This is a genomic window from Stenotrophomonas sp. SAU14A_NAIMI4_8, assembly GCF_003086695.1.
GTDB lineage: Bacteria > Pseudomonadota > Gammaproteobacteria > Xanthomonadales > Xanthomonadaceae > Stenotrophomonas.
Genome location: NZ_CP025999.1, coordinates 820,687 through 836,923, shown reverse-complemented (window position 1 = coordinate 836,923; position 16,237 = coordinate 820,687). Strand labels below are relative to the sequence as shown.

Annotated in this window: 11 protein-coding genes and 1 riboswitch; of the genes, 6 read left to right on the top strand and 5 right to left on the bottom strand. The window is 67.9% G+C overall.

Features of this window, described 5'->3' with window-relative positions:
* The first annotated feature begins 25 nt into the window (after positions 1–25).
* The 4 genes from C1930_RS03625 to C1930_RS03610 all read left to right on the top strand — a co-directional run bounded on the left by C1930_RS03625 (position 26) and on the right by C1930_RS03610 (position 4,604).
* Complete coding sequence (locus tag C1930_RS03625) at positions 26–1,324, top strand: nucleoside transporter C-terminal domain-containing protein (RefSeq protein WP_108748564.1); 1,299 nt, start codon at positions 26–28, stop codon at positions 1,322–1,324.
* Positions 1,325–1,349: 25 nt separating this feature from the next.
* Positions 1,350–2,306 carry a ribokinase gene (locus C1930_RS03620; protein ID WP_108752205.1) on the top strand — a complete coding sequence of 319 codons (957 nt, stop codon included), beginning with the start codon at positions 1,350–1,352 and terminating at the stop codon, positions 2,304–2,306.
* A 282-nt stretch (positions 2,307–2,588) separates the two neighbouring features.
* Positions 2,589–3,584, top strand: coding sequence for a tRNA dihydrouridine synthase DusB (dusB, locus tag C1930_RS03615; RefSeq protein WP_108757641.1), 996 nt, complete (start codon positions 2,589–2,591; stop codon positions 3,582–3,584).
* Positions 3,585–3,776: 192 nt separating this feature from the next.
* Positions 3,777–4,604, top strand: a complete 828-nt coding sequence (locus C1930_RS03610) for a class I SAM-dependent methyltransferase (RefSeq protein ID WP_108755440.1) — start codon at positions 3,777–3,779, stop codon at positions 4,602–4,604.
* A gap of 25 nt (positions 4,605–4,629) precedes the next feature.
* Here C1930_RS03610 and C1930_RS03605 read toward each other — a convergent pair whose 3' ends face one another.
* The 3 genes from C1930_RS03605 to C1930_RS03595 all read right to left on the bottom strand — a co-directional run bounded on the left by C1930_RS03605 (position 4,630) and on the right by C1930_RS03595 (position 8,330).
* The gene (locus tag C1930_RS03605) at positions 4,630–5,658 is read right to left on the bottom strand and encodes a metal-dependent hydrolase (RefSeq protein ID WP_108771114.1); all 1,029 of its coding nucleotides are present in this window, start codon (positions 5,656–5,658) and stop codon (positions 4,630–4,632) included.
* A 177-nt stretch (positions 5,659–5,835) separates the two neighbouring features.
* The gene (locus C1930_RS03600) at positions 5,836–6,636 is read right to left on the bottom strand and encodes a UDP-2,3-diacylglucosamine diphosphatase (protein ID WP_108771113.1); all 801 of its coding nucleotides are present in this window, start codon (positions 6,634–6,636) and stop codon (positions 5,836–5,838) included.
* Complete coding sequence (locus C1930_RS03595; protein ID WP_108771112.1) at positions 6,633–8,330, bottom strand: GNAT family N-acyltransferase; 1,698 nt, start codon at positions 8,328–8,330, stop codon at positions 6,633–6,635. The genes C1930_RS03600 and C1930_RS03595 overlap by 4 nt, the downstream gene beginning before the upstream one ends.
* Positions 8,331–8,643: 313 nt before the next feature.
* Between C1930_RS03595 and metK the strand changes: the two genes are divergently transcribed.
* Entirely contained in the window at positions 8,644–9,855 is a 1,212-nt protein-coding gene (gene metK / locus C1930_RS03590; RefSeq protein WP_108748558.1) for a methionine adenosyltransferase, read from the top strand.
* 161 nt (positions 9,856–10,016) lie between these two features.
* Positions 10,017–10,523 carry an acyl-CoA thioesterase gene (locus C1930_RS03585; RefSeq protein WP_108755436.1) on the top strand — a complete coding sequence of 169 codons (507 nt, stop codon included), beginning with the start codon at positions 10,017–10,019 and terminating at the stop codon, positions 10,521–10,523.
* A gap of 70 nt (positions 10,524–10,593) precedes the next feature.
* Here the strand turns inward: C1930_RS03585 and ppc are convergent, their stop codons facing one another.
* Together ppc and C1930_RS03575 are read right to left on the bottom strand one after the other, a co-directional pair.
* Positions 10,594–13,305 (bottom strand): phosphoenolpyruvate carboxylase, encoded by a 2,712-nt coding sequence (gene ppc / locus C1930_RS03580; protein WP_108771111.1) that lies wholly within the window; start codon positions 13,303–13,305, stop codon positions 10,594–10,596.
* A 232-nt stretch (positions 13,306–13,537) separates the two neighbouring features.
* Positions 13,538–16,048: a prolyl oligopeptidase family serine peptidase gene (locus C1930_RS03575; RefSeq protein WP_108771110.1), complete on the bottom strand. Its 2,511-nt coding sequence runs from the start codon at positions 16,046–16,048 to the stop codon at positions 13,538–13,540.
* A gap of 101 nt (positions 16,049–16,149) precedes the next feature.
* Positions 16,150–16,233, top strand: a riboswitch (S-adenosyl-L-homocysteine riboswitch).
* Positions 16,234–16,237: the final 4 nt, after the last annotated feature.

Here is a 16,237-nt window from a genome sequence, read left to right as displayed (position 1 = left end):
CGCGACGCCCCAGGGGAGTCACCACATGGTCGAAGGTTTGGGCAGGATCGGCTTCGGCCTGTTCGGGTTGGCGGTGCTGATCGGCATCACCTGGCTGTTTTCCAACAACAAGCGCGCGGTGGACTGGAAACTGGTCGTCACCGGCATCACCCTGCAGATCGCGTTCGCGGCGCTGGTGATCCTGGTGCCGGGCGGTCGTGATGTGTTCGACGCCCTGGGCAAGGGCTTCGTGAAGGTGCTGAGCTTCGTCAACGAAGGCTCGGGCTTCATCTTCGGCTCGTTGATGGACACCAAGAATTACGGCTTCATCTTCGCCTTCCAGGTGCTGCCGACCATCATCTTCTTCTCGGCGCTGATGGGCGTGATGTACCACCTGAACATCATGCAGGGCATCGTGCGCGTGATGGCATGGTCGATCACCAAGGTGATGCGCGTGTCCGGCGCGGAAACCACCAGTGTCTGCGCCAGCGTCTTCATCGGCCAGACCGAGGCGCCGCTGACCGTGCGCCCGTACATTCCGAAGATGACCCAGTCCGAGCTGCTGACCATGATGATCGGCGGCATGGCCCACATCGCCGGCGGCGTGCTGGCGGCCTACGTGGGCATGCTGGGCGGTGGCGACCCGGTGCAGCAGGCGTTCTACGCCAAGCACCTGCTGGCCGCCAGCATCATGGCCGCGCCGGCCACCCTGGTGGTGGCCAAGCTGCTGATTCCGGAAACCGGCACCCCGCTGACCCGCGGTACGGTGAAGATGGAAGTGGAGAAGACCTCCAGCAACATCATCGACGCCGCTGCTGCCGGCGCCGGCGATGGCCTGAAGCTGGCCCTGAACATCGGCGCCATGCTGCTGGCCTTCATCGCCCTGATCGCCCTGCTGAATGCCCCGCTGACCTGGATCGGTGATGTGACCGGCCTGGCTGCCGCCATCGGCAAGCCGACCAACCTGTCCACCATCTTCGGCTACGTGCTGGCGCCGATTGCCTGGGTGATCGGCACCCCGTGGGCCGACGCCACCACGGTGGGCTCGCTGATCGGCCAGAAAGTCGTGATCAACGAGTTCGTGGCCTACACCGAGCTGTCGCAGATCGTGAACGGCCAGGTGGCCGGCGTGAGCCTGTCCGACGAAGGCCGCCTGATCGCGACCTATGCGCTGTGTGGCTTTGCCAACTTCAGTTCGATCGCCATCCAGATCGGTGGCATCGGTGGCCTGGCCCCGGAACGTCGCCACGATCTGGCCAAGTTCGGCCTGCGCGCGGTGCTGGGCGGTACCATCGCTACCTTCATGACGGCCACCATCGCCGGCGTGCTGACCCATTTCAGCTGAACCCCTGTTTGAGAAAAGATTCCCTATGAGCAGCAGTGTCGTTGTCGTCGGTTCCTTCAATGTCGATCACGTGTGGCGGTGCGAAGCACTGCCGGCACCGGGTGCGACCATTGCCGGCCGTTACAGCACCGGCCCCGGTGGCAAGGGCTTCAACCAGGCGGTTGCCGCCAGCCGTGCCGGTGCCGACACGCACTTCCTGTGCGCGCTGGGCGACGACGCCGGTGGCGCCATGGCCCGTGACCTGGCCGCGCAGGACGGCTTCGCCCTGATCGCCGAGGCCAGCGCCGAGCCGACCGGCACCGCCGGTATCTACGTGGATGCCCGTGGCCGCAACACCATCGTGATCGGCCCCGGCGCCAATGCCGCCCTCAGCACCGACTTCCTGCAGCAGCAGCAGGCCCTGCTGGCCGGCGCCAAGGTGGTACTGGTGCAGCTGGAATCGCCGGTGCAGACCATCGAAGCGGCGCTGGCCGCCGCCCGCGAAGCCGGTGTGACCACCGTGCTCAACGCGGCCCCGGCCGACGCCCCCTCGAGCATCGGCCTGCTGAAGCTGGCCGATGTGATCACCCCGAACGAGACCGAGTTCGCCGCCCTGCTCGGCCGCCACGTGGGCGAGCGCGTGGACGCCGACGATGTGGCCGCACTGGACGGCGCCAGCCTGCATGCGCTGTGCCGCAAGCTGGTGGGCAACGGCACCGTGGTGGTCACCCTGGGTGCGGTGGGTGTGTTCGTGTCGCATGCCGACGAGCAGCTGCGCGGCGATACGCAGCCCTACTACCGCGTGGGTGCCGAACAGGTGCAGGCGATCGACACCACCGGTGCCGGTGACGCGTTCAACGGCGCACTGGCCGCTTCGATCGCCCAGGTGCCGGACGCCCCGTTCGCGCGCCACGTGCGCTTCGCCAACCAGTTCGCCGGCCGTTCCACCGAAAAGGAAGGCGCCGCCGCGGCCATGCCGCGCTTCACCCCGGCTGACGTGTAAATCCACGCCATGCGTGAAGGAGAACCCCGGGCGTGCGAATGCCCGGGGTTTTCTGTGTCCCGCCGCCCACCATGATCGGACTGTAGGGGCAGTAGATCCACGCCATGCGTGGATGGGCGTTAGCGCCTGACCCAGCCGCCTACCATGGCCCAGCCCTTGGGGCGGTGGAAGCAACCGTCAAGCATCTGCTGATTCCCGTGCGGCATGACCTCGGTCCGGATCGGCCTGAATGGGCGCCCCTGGCAGCGGGCCTTCGCCCCGCCCGCGCCCTACAATGGGCACATGCAGATCGGCCCGTACACCATTGCCCCCAACGTCGTGCTCGCGCCCATGGCCGGCGTCACCGACAAGCCGTTCCGCCTGCTGTGCAAACGGCTGGGTGCGGGTCTGGCCGCCTCGGAAATGACCATCAGCGACCCGCGCTTCTGGAACACGCGCAAATCGATCCACCGCATGGACCATGACGGCGAGCCTGCTCCCATCAGTGTGCAGATTGCCGGCACCGAGCCGCAGCAGCTGGCCGAGGCCGCCCGCTACAACGTCGACCACGGCGCGCAGATCATCGACATCAACATGGGCTGCCCGGCCAAGAAGGTGTGCAACGCCTGGGCCGGTTCCGCGCTGATGCGCGACGAGGCATTGGTGGCGCGCATCCTGGAGGCGGTGGTGAACGCGGTGCCGGTGCCGGTCACCCTGAAGATCCGCACCGGCTGGGACTGCGACCACCGCAATGGCCCGCTGATTGCGCGCATCGCCGAGGACAGTGGCATTGCCGCGCTGGCGGTGCATGGCCGCACCCGCGACCAGCATTACACCGGCCAGGCCGAATACAGCACCATTGCCGAGATCAAGGCCGCGCTGCGCATTCCGGTCATCGCCAACGGCGACATCGATTCGCCGCAGAAGGCGGCGCAGGTGTTGCAGCAGACCGGGGTGGACGCGGTGATGATCGGCCGTTCCGCACAGGGCCGGCCGTGGATCTTCCGCGAAGTGGCGCACTATCTGGCCACCGGCCAGGAACTGCCGCCGCCGTCGCTGGCCGAAGTGCGCGACATCCTGCTGGGCCACCTGCATGCACTGCACGCGTTCTACGGTGAACCGCAGGGCGTGCGCATCGCCCGCAAGCACCTGGGCTGGTACGCCAAGGACCGCCCGGAAAACGCTGCCTTCCGCGCCGTGGTGAACCGCGCCGAAGACCCAGCCAGCCAGATCGCACTGACGGCCGAATACTTCGACCGCCTGATCGCCGGGGAGCCGGCCATGCCCACAGCCGCCTGACCACAGCCCATTCGCAACGTCGAGCTTGCTCGACCACCGCATTGGTAGAGTCGAGCTTGCTCGACCACCGCACTTGTAGAGTCGAGCTTGCTCGACTGATCTTCAAAACAGTCGAGCAAGCTCGACTCTACGCACCCTGCATCGAGCAAGCTCGACGCTCCCCAGCAAACTCGACCGCCACACGAGCCCGCCATGACCCCGCCGATCTCTTCCCCCACCTATCTGCACGGTTTTTCCGGCACCGAACAGCAGCGCCTGATGACCCAGGCACGCCTGCTGGAATCAAGCATCTTCGGCCAGATCGACTACAGCGGCGCCCGCCGCCTGCTGGAAGTGGGCAGCGGCGTGGGCGCGCAGACCGAGATCCTGCTGCGCCGTTTCCCCGACCTGCACGTGACCGGCGTGGACCTGAGCGAGGCCCAGCTGGCCACGGCGCGCGAGAACCTGGCGCGCACGCCCTGGTGCAGCGACCGCTACACCCTGCAGCAGGCCGATGCCGGTGAGCTGCCGTTCGAGGCCCGCAGCTTCGATTCGGCCTTCCTGTGCTGGGTGCTGGAGCACGTGCCTTCGCCGGCCCGCGTATTGAGCGAAGTCCGCCGCGTACTGGCGCCGGGTTCGCCGGTGTACATCACCGAAGTGATGAATGCCTCGTTCCTGCTCGATCCGTATTCGCCGCATATCTGGCGTTACTGGATGGCCTTCAACGACTTCCAATACGACCACGGCGGCGACCCGTTCGTCGGCGCCAAGCTGGGCAACCTGCTGCTGGCCGGCGGCTTCCGCGACGTGCATACCGAGATCAAGACCATCCACCTGGACAACCGCGAACCGGCGCGCCGCAAGACCATGATTGCGTTCTGGGAACAGCTGCTGCTGTCGGCGGCCGACCAGCTGCTGCAGGCCGGTGCCGTGGATGAGGAGACCGTGGAAGGCATGCGCCGCGAGTTCCGGTTGGTGCAGAACGATCCCAACGCGGTGTTCTTCTATTCGTTCGTGCAGGGCCGCGCCACGGTGTATTGAGAACCCATCCACGCATGGCGTGGATCTACGGGGTGTGCCAGATGCGCTGCCACATCATCGCCAGCCGGCCCTTCATCGCGGCCCGCGCCTGCGGGCTGCTGTAATCGGTGCGGCGCTGCTCGGGCACGATCGGCTGCCACTGTCCGTCGGCCTGGCGGGCCACGGCGAAGTTGAAGGTGTAGTCCGGTTCCAGGCCCATGCGCAGATCGCTCAGCACCAGGGTGCCATCGACCACCTGCGCGCGCATGAAGCCGCGATTGAACCATTGCAGGCGCTGCACGGCAGGCAGGTGCGCGGCCTCGCGCAGCGCCTGCACGTTCGAGGCATGCCCTTCGAACTGCATCGGCCCACCGTCGGCCCACAGCGAGCGGTCGCCCACCACGTAACCACTGGGCGTCATCGCCACCACCCGCCACAGCAGGGTGTTGAACGGCATCGGCACCGAGAAGCGCGGCGCATCGCCTAGGCCCATCGCGGCCAGGCTCTGCTGCGCAGCCTTGTCCACCTGCGCCTTGGCCACCAGCCCCCAGCCCAGGTAGGCGCTGCTGACCAGCAGCGCCATGCCCAGCACCTTGCCGGCCCAGGGCCGCGCGCGACCGAACCAGGCCAGCACGCAGCCCAGCAGCAGCCACACGGTGTAGGCCGGGTCGATGATGAACACACTGGATCCCATTGCAGGATGCGGCTGCAGCGGCCACCACAACTGCGTGCCGTAGACGGTGAACGCATCCAGCAGTGGATGGGTCACCAGCGCCAGCTGGATCGCCCAGAACCAGCGTACTGGCGCCTGCGCCACGCGCCCATGGCCGAAGCGTTTGAACAGCCACCAGATCGCGGCGGCCACCCAGGGCAGCACCAGCAGCGAGTGGCTGAAGCTGCGGTGCTCGACCATGTTCGCCACCGGGTCGCTGGCGGTGAAACCAAGCCAGAGCGCGTCCAGGTCCGGCAGGGTGCCCAGCGCCGCGCCAGCCAACAGGGCCGCGCGGCGATGGCCGGGCGGAGCGATGGCAGCAGCTACCGCGCCACCGAGTACGATCTGGGTCAATGAGTCCATGCCGCGATGCTAGCGCGAAGGCGCGCGCAGGGTCGACGTACGGCGGAACGGCGAAACGACGGAACGACGGAACGACGGTAGAGTCGACTGTCAGTCGACTGCTCTTCCGTCATACCGCGAAAATCCCGCGCTGCGCGCGATAGTCGACTGACAGTCGACTCTACCCCTCGCGCGGCATCAGGCGGCATGTCGGATGCGTGCGCCTGGCAACTCGACCAGGGTCCGGCCGGTGTGGTCGAGCAGGCGCAAGGCGCCGTCATGGTCTTCGGCCAGCGCGCTCAGGCTTTCCACCCAGTCCCCATCGTTGGCATAGACCAGGCCATCGCGTTCGATCAGCGCCGCGCGATGGATGTGCCCGCAGACAATCCCGTCCAGCCCCCGCCGGCGCACATCGTCCAGGCCGGCCTGCACGAAGCGCTGGATGTAACGCTCGGCGGCACTGCTGCGCCGCTTCAGGAACTCGGACAGCGACCAGTAGCGCAGCCCCAGCGGGCGCCGCACCGCATTGAACAGGCGGTTGCCGGTCAGGATGCGGTAGTACAGCCAATCACCGAAGCGCTCCTGCAGGCCGCCGAAGTGGGTGGCGCCGTCGTAGTCGTCACCGTGCACCACCAGCAGGCGGCGGCCATCGGCGGTCACGTGGATGGCCCGCCGGCGCACCTGCATGGCCGGCAGCATCATGCCGCAGACCTGGCGCAGCGAGGCATCGTGGTTGCCGGGAATGTAGATGATGTCGGTGCCTGCCCTGTGCAGCGCGTGCAGGGCCTGCACCACATCGCTGTGTGACTGCCGCCAACGCGCGCCGCGGTGGGCCATCCACCACAGGTCGATGATGTCGCCCACCAGGTACAGCCGCTCGCAGCGCAACCGGCCCAGGAAGCCCGCCAGTTCTGCGGCGTGGCAATGCGGCGAGCCCAGGTGCACGTCAGACACGAACACGGCCCGATGGCGCGGCGGCAGCGGCGCCACCCCGCTCATGCCACCGCCCCCGCATCGCGCAGGTAGCGCTTGCGCTTGTGTGGCCGGATCGCCTGCAGGTCCACCTCGATCAAGCCGTCGATGGAATCGCTGAAATCCGGATCGACACCGAAGGCCAGGAAGCGGGCACCACCGGGTTCGCACAGCTCGGTGTATTGCCGGTACAACGTTGGCACCACCGTTCCCAGTGCGGCCAGGTTGGCCTTCAGCACCTCGAAGGCACCGGCAGCGTCCAGTTCACCGTAGCTGGGCGGCGCGGCGAAATACTGGAACGGGCGATGCGATTCGACCAGGCCCTGCGCGCCACCGTGGTAACGCTGGTAGTAGGCCACCAGCTGCTCACGCGCATCGCGCGGCAGTGCCGCACTGATGGACACCGCGCCGAACAGGTAGCGGATGCCCGGCTGGCACTGCAGGTAGGCACCGATGCCCTGCCACAGATAATCCAGGCTGCGGCTGCCCCAGTACTCGGGCACCACGAAGCTGCGTCCCAGTTCCAGCCCTTCGGCGATGCGCGGAATCGCATCGTCGGAATAACGGAACAGCGAAGCGCTGTAGAGGCCGCCCAGGCCGCGACGGGCCAGCGCCTGGGCGCCGCGCATGATGCGGTAGGCACCGGCGATGCGCTGCGCCACCGCATCCCAGATCACGATGTGCTGGTAGTCCAGATCGAACGCGTCCAGATCGCGCGCGCGACCGGTGCCCTCGCCCACGCGGCGGAAGGTCAGTTCGCGCAGGCGCCCCAGTTCCAGCAGCAGCGGGCAACCCGCTGCGCAGCGCGCCAGCAGGATCTGCTTGCCGTCACCGGTCTGGCCCAGCAGCTGGGCCGTCGCCACAGCCCGGGCCACCTCGGCCGGCGGCAGCGGTGCGGCCAGCGGTTCCTGCGCCGGCGCGGCCGCGTCGCTGCAGCGCAGTGCATACAGCGCGCGCCGCACCGCCAGCAGCTGGGCGCTGGCATCACCGTGGGCGAGCTGCATCGGCTGGCCGATCTGCAGCCGCAACGGGCGCCCGCGGCGGGCGAACATCTCGCGCGCCAGCAAGGCGGTGCCGGCCGGCTTGAACAAGGCCGAGGCGCTGTAGAACAGCAGTGAATTGCGCGCCTGCACCCGCACCGGCAGCACCGGCGCCGACGATGCGCGGGCGAAACGGACGAAGCCACGCTGCCAGCGCCCATCGCGGATGCCATGCACCGACAGCCGCGACACTTCACCGGCGGGGAACACGATCACGCACTGTTCGGCGGCCAGCGCCTGTTCCACCGCCTGCAGGCTGGCGCGCTGCACCTTGCCGCCCAGCATGCGCACCGGCAGCAGCAGCTCCTGCAGCGGCGCCAGCGCGCCCAGCAGGTCGTTGGCCACGATGCGGACATCGCGCCGCACCCGGCCCACCGCATCCAGCAGGGCCAGCGCGTCCAGCGCCCCGGACGGATGGTTGGCCACGATCAGCAGCCGCCCCTGCGCCGGAATGCGATCCAGTGCGCCGGCTTCCAGCTGGTACGGGCTGCCCAGGAAATCCAGGCTGGCGGCGACGAAATCGAAACCGCGCAGGCCCTCGCTGCGCTGCAGGAAGGCCTCGATGCGGTCCAGCCGCGACCAGCGACCGATACCGCGCAGCAGGGGCCGGGCAAGCTGCCCCCGGCGGCCATGGAACCATTCGGGGAAGCGTTGCTGGAGGCGCTGCTGCAGTTCCTGCATGGCGTGCTCGCGGGTGCCCGGCGGCCGGATTGGCGCAGAGCCTGCGCCCCGGCCAAGGCAGGCAGATGGCGGTTTGGCGGCAGAAAAATGACCGTCCCGCCCCGCGCATCCCCCCGCCCCGCCGGCCTGCCAATGGTCACGCCAATGGAACACTGCCCCTGCAACATCAGGTACTTGCGCCCCGCAGGACCCGTGAAGATGGGCACACCGCCTTAACCACCGGCAACCTGTCTGGGTTCACAATGCACAGGCGGCGCACCCCGTGTATCATGCGCGCCCATCTTTCCATCCGAATCAAGGGATATACCGCCTGATGTCCAGCTATCTCTTCACCTCCGAGTCGGTCTCCGAAGGCCATCCGGACAAGGTTGCCGACCAGATCTCCGATGCGGTGCTGGACGCGATCCTGACCCAGGACCAGCGCGCCCGCGTGGCCTGCGAAACCATGGTCAAGACCGGTGTTGCCATCGTCGCCGGTGAAATCACCACCAGCGCATGGATCGACCTGGAAGCGCTGACCCGCAAGGTCATCACGGACATCGGCTATGACAGCTCGGACGTCGGCTTCGACGGCGCCACCTGCGGCGTGCTGAACCTGATCGGCAAGCAGTCGCCGCACATCGCCCAGGGCGTGGACCGCAAGAAGCCCGAAGAAATGGGCGCTGGCGACCAGGGCCTGATGTTCGGCTACGCCACCAACGAAACCGACAGCTACATGCCGGCGGCGATCCACCTGTCGCACCGCCTGGTGGAACAGCAGGCCAAGATCCGCAAGAAGCGCAACTCGCCGCTGTCGTGGCTGCGCCCGGATGCCAAGAGCCAGGTCACCCTGCGCTATGAAAACGGCGAAGTCTCGGCCATCGATGCGGTCGTGCTGTCGACCCAGCATGCCCCGGGCATCAAGCAGAAGGACCTGATCGAGGCCGTCCGCGAAGAGATCATCAAGCCGGTGCTGCCGGCCAAGTGGCTGCACAAGGGCACCAAGTTCCACATCAACCCGACCGGCAAGTTCGAGATCGGCGGCCCGGTGGGCGACTGCGGCCTGACCGGCCGCAAGATCATCGTCGACACCTACGGCGGCTGGGCCCGTCACGGTGGTGGCGCGTTCTCCGGCAAGGATCCGTCCAAGGTCGACCGTTCGGCTGCCTACGCGGCCCGCTACGTTGCCAAGAACGTGGTTGCCGCCGGCCTGGCCGACCGTTGCGAAGTGCAGGTCTCCTACGCCATCGGCGTGGCTGAGCCGACCTCGATCTCGGTCACCACCTTCGGCACCGGCAAGATCAGCGACGACAAGATCGAGAAGCTGATCCGCAAGCACTTCGACCTGCGCCCGTACGGCATCATCAAGATGCTGGACCTGATCCACCCGATGTACCAGCAGACCGCGGCCTACGGCCACTTCGGCCGCAAGCCGAAGGAGTTCAGCTACCTCAACGGCGAAGGCGAAACCGTCAACGCCACGGCCTTCTCCTGGGAGAAGACCGACCGCGCCGCCGCCCTGCGCGCCGACGCCAAGCTGAAGTAAAGCCGGCGGCTAGAGCCGACGGGTAGAGCCGACGGGTAGAGCCGACTGTTAGTCGGCTGACCTTGCAGAAGGGCCGCGCAAGCGGCCCTTCTGCTTTGCTCCTGGCAACGGCAGTCGAGCAAGCTCGACGCTACGCGGTCCATGCCCGATACAATCAGGCCATGTCGACCGAACTCAAATCCCACCAGCTGTCCATGACCGTGCTGATGTCGCCGGACATGGCCAATTTTTCCGGCAAGGTGCATGGCGGTGCGATCCTGCGCCTGCTCGACCAGGTGGCCTACGCCTGCGCCAGCCGCTACGCCGGCAGCTACGTGGTTACCCTGTCGGTGGACCAGGTGATGTTCCGCCAGCCCATCGCGGTGGGTGAACTGGTCACCTTCCTGGCCTCGGTGAACTACACCGGCACCTCGTCGATGGAAATCGGGGTGAAGGTGGTGGCCGAGGACATCCTCAAGCGCAGCGTGCGCCACGCCAACAGCTGCTTCTTCACCATGGTGGCCGTGGACGAGGCCGGCAAGCCGACCGCCGTGCCGCCGCTGCAGCTGGAGAACAGCGACGAGCGCCGCCGCCACGCCGCTGCGCTCATCCGCCGCCAGCTGCGCCAGGAAATGGAACAGCGGCACCTGGAACTGCTGGCCTCCAACCCACCCTCTCCGGAGGATTGAAGGTGTGCGGGGCAAGCCCCGCACCTACCAAGGCAGGTAGCGCCGGGCCACACCCGGCGGATGCAGACGATCAACCGGTGTTCTGCACGCCCTGCGAAACGCCGTTCACGCACGCCACCAGCGCGCGCAGCAGATCGTCATCCTCGCGCCCGCTGGCCCGCCAGCGCTGCAGCAGGTCCACCTGCAGCACGCTGATCGGGTCCACATAAGGATTGCGCAGGCGGATCGACAGCGCCAGCCGCGCATCGTGGTCCAGCAGCGTCTTCTGGCCCAGCAGCGCCAGCAGCCAGTGCCGGGTCAGTTCAAGCTCGCGCTGCACCTGCGGGAAGAACCGCCCGTGCAGATCGCCGGACAGCAGCGAGAACTGCTCGGCAATGGTGATATCGCCCTTGGACAACACCATGGCGATGTCATCCAGGAAGGTGCGGAAGAACGGCCAGTCGCGCGCCATGTCCCGCAGCGTCTGCTCATGGCCGGCATCCACCGCGGCCTGCAGGCCACTGCCCACCCCGTACCAGCCGGGAATGACCGCCCGCGCCTGGCTCCAGGCGAACACCCAGGGAATCGCCCGCAGGTTGCCCAGCGCCGCATCCTGGCCGAGCCGCCGCGAAGGCCGCGAGCCCAGCGTCATCCGCTCGATCACATCGATCGGCGTGGCGGAGCGGAAGTAGTCCATGAACTGCGGTTGGCCCACGAATGCCCGATAGACCTCACTGCTGGCGGCGGCCACCTGGTCCATCACCGGCCGCCAGTCGTCTTCGCGCGGCTCGGCCGCGCGCGGGCGCAGGCTGGCGCGCAGCACCGCGCCGGTGGACTGCTCCAGCGAGCGCAAGGCCAGCGCGCGGATGCCGTACTTGCGGTGGATCACCTCGCCCTGCTCGGTCACCCGCAGGCGGCCATCGATGCTGCCACGCGGGGAAGCATCCACCGCATGGGTCGTCTTGCCACCGCCGCGGCTGATCGAGCCGCCACGACCGTGGAAGAAGGTCAGCCCAATGGAGTGTTCGGCGGCCACTTCCAGCAGTTCCACCTGGGCACGCTGCAGGCCCCAGCGCGATGCCGCGATGCCGCCATCCTTGCTGCTGTCCGAATAGCCCAGCATCACCATCTGCACATCGCCCCGTGCGCGCAGGTGTGCGCGGTACACCGGGTCGGCCAGCAGGTCACGCAGGGTGGCGGTGCCGCGCTTCAGATCGTCCACGGTTTCGAACAGCGGAGCGATATCCAGTGGCACCGCGCCTTCGTCATCGACCAGGCCGCCGCGCCGCGCCAACGCCAACACCGCCAGCACGTCGCTGCGGTCATGCGCCATGGAAATGATGTAGCTGCCCAAGGCATCGGCACCGTGGCGTGCGCGGGCATCGGCCAGCGCCGCGAACACGGCATCCAGGCGCGCGTTGCCTTCATCGCTGCCGGCCGGCAACGGTGTTTCGCCGCTGGCGTGCGGGCCCAGCAACCGTGCCCGGCCCAGCGCGTCCAGCGCCTGCCATGCCTCCTCACCGCCCAGCACCGCCGCCAGCGCGCGCGCATGCACGCTCGATTCCTGGCGCACGTCCAGCCGCGCCAGATGGAAGCCAAAGGTCTTCACCCGCCACAGCAGTCGCTGCACCGCAAAGCCCCCGGCATGCTCGCCGCGGTTGGCACGCAGGCTGTCCAGGATCAGCTGCAGATCGTCGATCAGTTCATCCGGGCCGGCATAGGCACCTTCGCCATCGTCCAGCGTGGCCTGCAGGCGTGCACGCATGCGGTCGTTGAGCAGGCGGTAGGGCATGTCGGCATGGCGTGGCCGCGACTGCACCTGCGGCAACTGCTGCTGGTACTGCGCCACGCGCGCCTGCAGCGCCTCGCTCACCCCCACCCGCTCGGTGGACTGGCTGAGCAGGCTGGCCAGCTGCAGCAGTTCCTTCTGGTAACGGCCCAGCACCGCCTGCCGCTGCGCATCCAGCGTGTTGCGGATGGTGCCGGCATCCACGTTGGGATTGCCGTCCATGTCGCCGCCCACCCAGGTGCCGAAGCGCAGCAGGCGCGGCAGCGGCAGTTCCTGCCCATAGGTGTCGCGCAGCGCCTGCTGCAGCGATTCGTACAGCACCGGAATCACCCGGTACAGCACCTGCACCAGGTAGAAACCCACGTGTTCGCGTTCGTCATCCACGGTGGGCCGCACCGGCGAAGAATCGGTGGTCTGCCACGAAGCGGTCAGCGCCATGCGGAAGCGCGCTGCGTCGGCGGCGGCTTCACCGGGCGTGCGCTGGCCATCCAGGTTGTCCACCAGGCTGGCCACCATCAACTGTTCTTTTTCCAGCAGCGCACGGCGTACCGCTTCGGTGGGATGGGCGGTGAACACCGGTTCGATGTCGATGCGCGGCAACCACTGCGCCAGTTCGTCCAGGCTCACGCCCTGCGTCTTCAGGTGCTGCAGCGCGTCCTGCAGGCCGTCGGGCTGCGGCGCGGCGGTACCAGCACGCTGGTAGTCACGACGGCGGCGGATACGGTGCACGCGCTCGGCAATGTTCACTACCTGGAAGTAGGTACTGAACGCACGCACCATGGTTTCGGCCTGCTGCGGCGTGCGCCCGGCCAGGCCCTGCGCCAGTTCGGCCAGCGGCGCCTGGTTCTCGCGGCGGGCGATCGCGCGGGTGCGCACATCCTCCACATCATCGAGGAACGCGGCGGAGACTTGTTCCACCAGCAGATCGCCAACCAGTGCGCCCAGCCGGCGCACATCATCGCGAAGCGGAAGATCGGGGGAAGCGAATTCGATGCTGCTGCGGTACTCGTTCATCGGCGACGCACGAACCTCTGGGCATGATCCGTCGCCAAGCCTACCCCAGTTCGCCGCCGTTGCTGCGGCGCGAAAATGGTTTCATCTGCACGTATCGTCCGGCGCGGAAATACCGACGGGGTAGCGTCGACCGTTGGTCGACTGCCGAAATCCCGCGCTGCGCGCGATAGTCGACCAACGGTCGACTCTACCCGCGGCGGCCCCCGTTGCAGGGGCCGCCGTCCCACACGCCTCAGCGCTTCTTCTTCGCCTTGCCCTGCGGCACCGGGCCCAGGGTCTGTTCCAGCCAGCGCTCGCTTTCGGCCAGCATGGTCATGATCGATTCGCGTGCGCGGTAGGCATGCGATTCGTTGGGCAGCATCACCAGCCGCGCCGTGCCACCCAGACCCTTCACCGCCGCGAACATGCGCTCGCTCTGGATCGGGAACGTGCCGGAGTTGTTGTCGTCCACGCCGTGGATGAACAGGATCGGATCCTTGATGTCACCGGCGTAGTTGAACGGCGACATCTTCTGGTAGACGTCCTGCGCCTGCCAGTAGTTGCGTTCCTCGGCCTGGAAACCAAACGGGGTGAGCGTGCGGTTGTAGGCGCCGCTGCGGGCGATGCCGGCCTTGAACAGGCGCGTGTGCGCCAGCAGGTTGGCGGTCATGAACGCACCGTAGGAATGGCCACCGATGGCGATGTGGTCACGATCGGTCACGCCACGGCGCACCACCTCGTCCACCGCGGCCTGCGCATTGGCCACCAGCTGTTCGATGTAGGTGTCGTTGGGTTCCTTGTCGCCCTCGCCGATGATCGGCATGGTCGGGCTGGCCAGCACCACGTAGCCCTTGGCCAGGAACGCCTGCGGGCCCCAGTAGCTGACCGCGTTGAAGCGGTACGGCGAATCGGTCACCTGGCTGGCCGCGGCGGCACTCTTGAACTCACCCGGGTAGGCCCACATCAGCAGCGGGCGCGGGCCATCGCGCTTGGGGTCGTAGCCCGGCGGCAGCAGCAGCGTGGCGGTCAGGTCCACGCCGTCGGCACGCTTGTAGCGGATCTGCTCCTTCTGCACGCCCTTCAGCTGCGGCAGTGGGTGGGCGAAGTGGGTCAGCGCGCGCGGCGCGGCACTGGCATCGGCCAGCGACTGCACCTGGTAGTTGGCCGGCTCGTCGGGGCTTTCGCGGGTCAGCAGCAGCGACGTGCCTTCCTGGTCCAGCAGTGCAACCGGCAACGAATAGGCCGGCGCCTGCGAATGGAACAGGCGCGTGGCCTGGCGGCTTTCGATATCGAAGCGGTCCACGAACGGACGGTCACCTTCCGGCGAAGCGCCCTGCCCGTACAGGAAGATGCTGCGACCGTCAGCAGTGGTCTGCAGGCGCGCGCGACCGTTCACATCGCGTACCACGCCGGCACGGCCCGGATCGTTGTAGCGGTCCTGCGCATCGCGGTCCCAGAGCAGCTGCGGCGCCTGCGCGGCATCGTCCGGGGCGATGCGCCAGGTCTTGCTGTTGCGGGTCTTCCACCACGACTCATTGAGCAGGGCCAGGTCGCCGCGGCCCCAGGTGATGCCGGCGAAACGGCTGCCCAGCTGGGCCAGGGTCACCGGCGGCTTCTCGAACGGGGCGGCCTGCATGAACACCGCATCGCGCACCTTCGCTTCGCGGTTCGGATCGCCGCCGTCCTGCGCCTCGGCCCAGACCAGGGTAGCGCCGGCGTCGGCGCGCCAGCTGATGTCACGCACGCCGGTCACTTCGGCATCGTTGCCGGTCGGCAGGCCTTCCACCAGCGGCCGCACGGCCACGGTGTGGGCCAGCTGACCGTTGCGGTCCAGCACTTCGATGCGGCGCGGGAAGCTGCCTACCGGCACCACATAGGAATACGGACGCTGCACGCGCTGGCTGAGCAGGTAGTTGCCGTCAGGCGATACGCTGAAGTCCAGATAGATGCCCGCCGCACCCAGCGCGCGGGTCCGCCCGTCCAGGCCGACCTGCATCGGCTGGGCCTTGGCGTAGTAATCGAACAGGCGCGCGTCGGCCTCGTTCTTCAGCAGGTCCTGGTAGGTGCGGATGGACACCACGCCGCTGCTCTTGCCGGTCTGCTGCACGGCCGGGCCGGTGGGCACGCCATCGGCCGGCGGCGGATCACCTGCGCCTGCCACGCGGGTCATGACGATCAGCCCACGGCTGTCAGGCAGCCACTGGTAGCCCTCGCCAAACACCGTGTTCAGACCGGCCTGCAGGCGGCGGGCGCTGCCAGCGGCCACGTCCACCAGCCACAGTTCGTTGGCACCGCTGGCCGCGTCCACCTGGTTGAAGGCCAGCCACTTCTGGTCGGGCGACCAGGACAGGCCGGCAATCGACAACTGCGCCGGCAGGCCACTGATCTGCCGCTCCTTGCCATCGGCCACGTTCATCAGCCACAGCTTCTGGCCGAAGCTGAAACGGCTGTCGGAGAAGGTGCGCGGGTTGATGCGCACGCCGGCCAGCTTCAGCTCCGGCTGCGCCACCACCTGGATCGACGGCAGCGACGGCATCTGCATCAACGCGGCCACGTCGCGGCGCGGCGACAGGGACAGCGTGGGCGCACGCGGCGCGTCCACCACCGCCTGCAGCGCGGCCGACGGCAGTTCGTAGCCGGTGGCGGCCTGGGCGGCAGCGGCCGGCGCGGTACCGGCCGACCAGGCCAGCGGCGCTACGGCCAGCAGGGCCATCGACAGGACCAGACCGGTCCAGCGCCGCTGGCGGCGCGCGTGCTTGCTCATCGTTCTTCCTGTTTCGGTGCGTGAAGACCCCGACCTTAACAGGCAGCGGCACGGCCCCCATCTGCCGATGGTTGGGGGCCGCGATATACTGGGCGTTCTCCCCTGCCGAGGGGCGCTGCGACCGGAACCCATGAGGCCCGGCCAGGCTCGGTAAGGTGGCTTTGTAACAACGGCGCCCGGCTAGATACG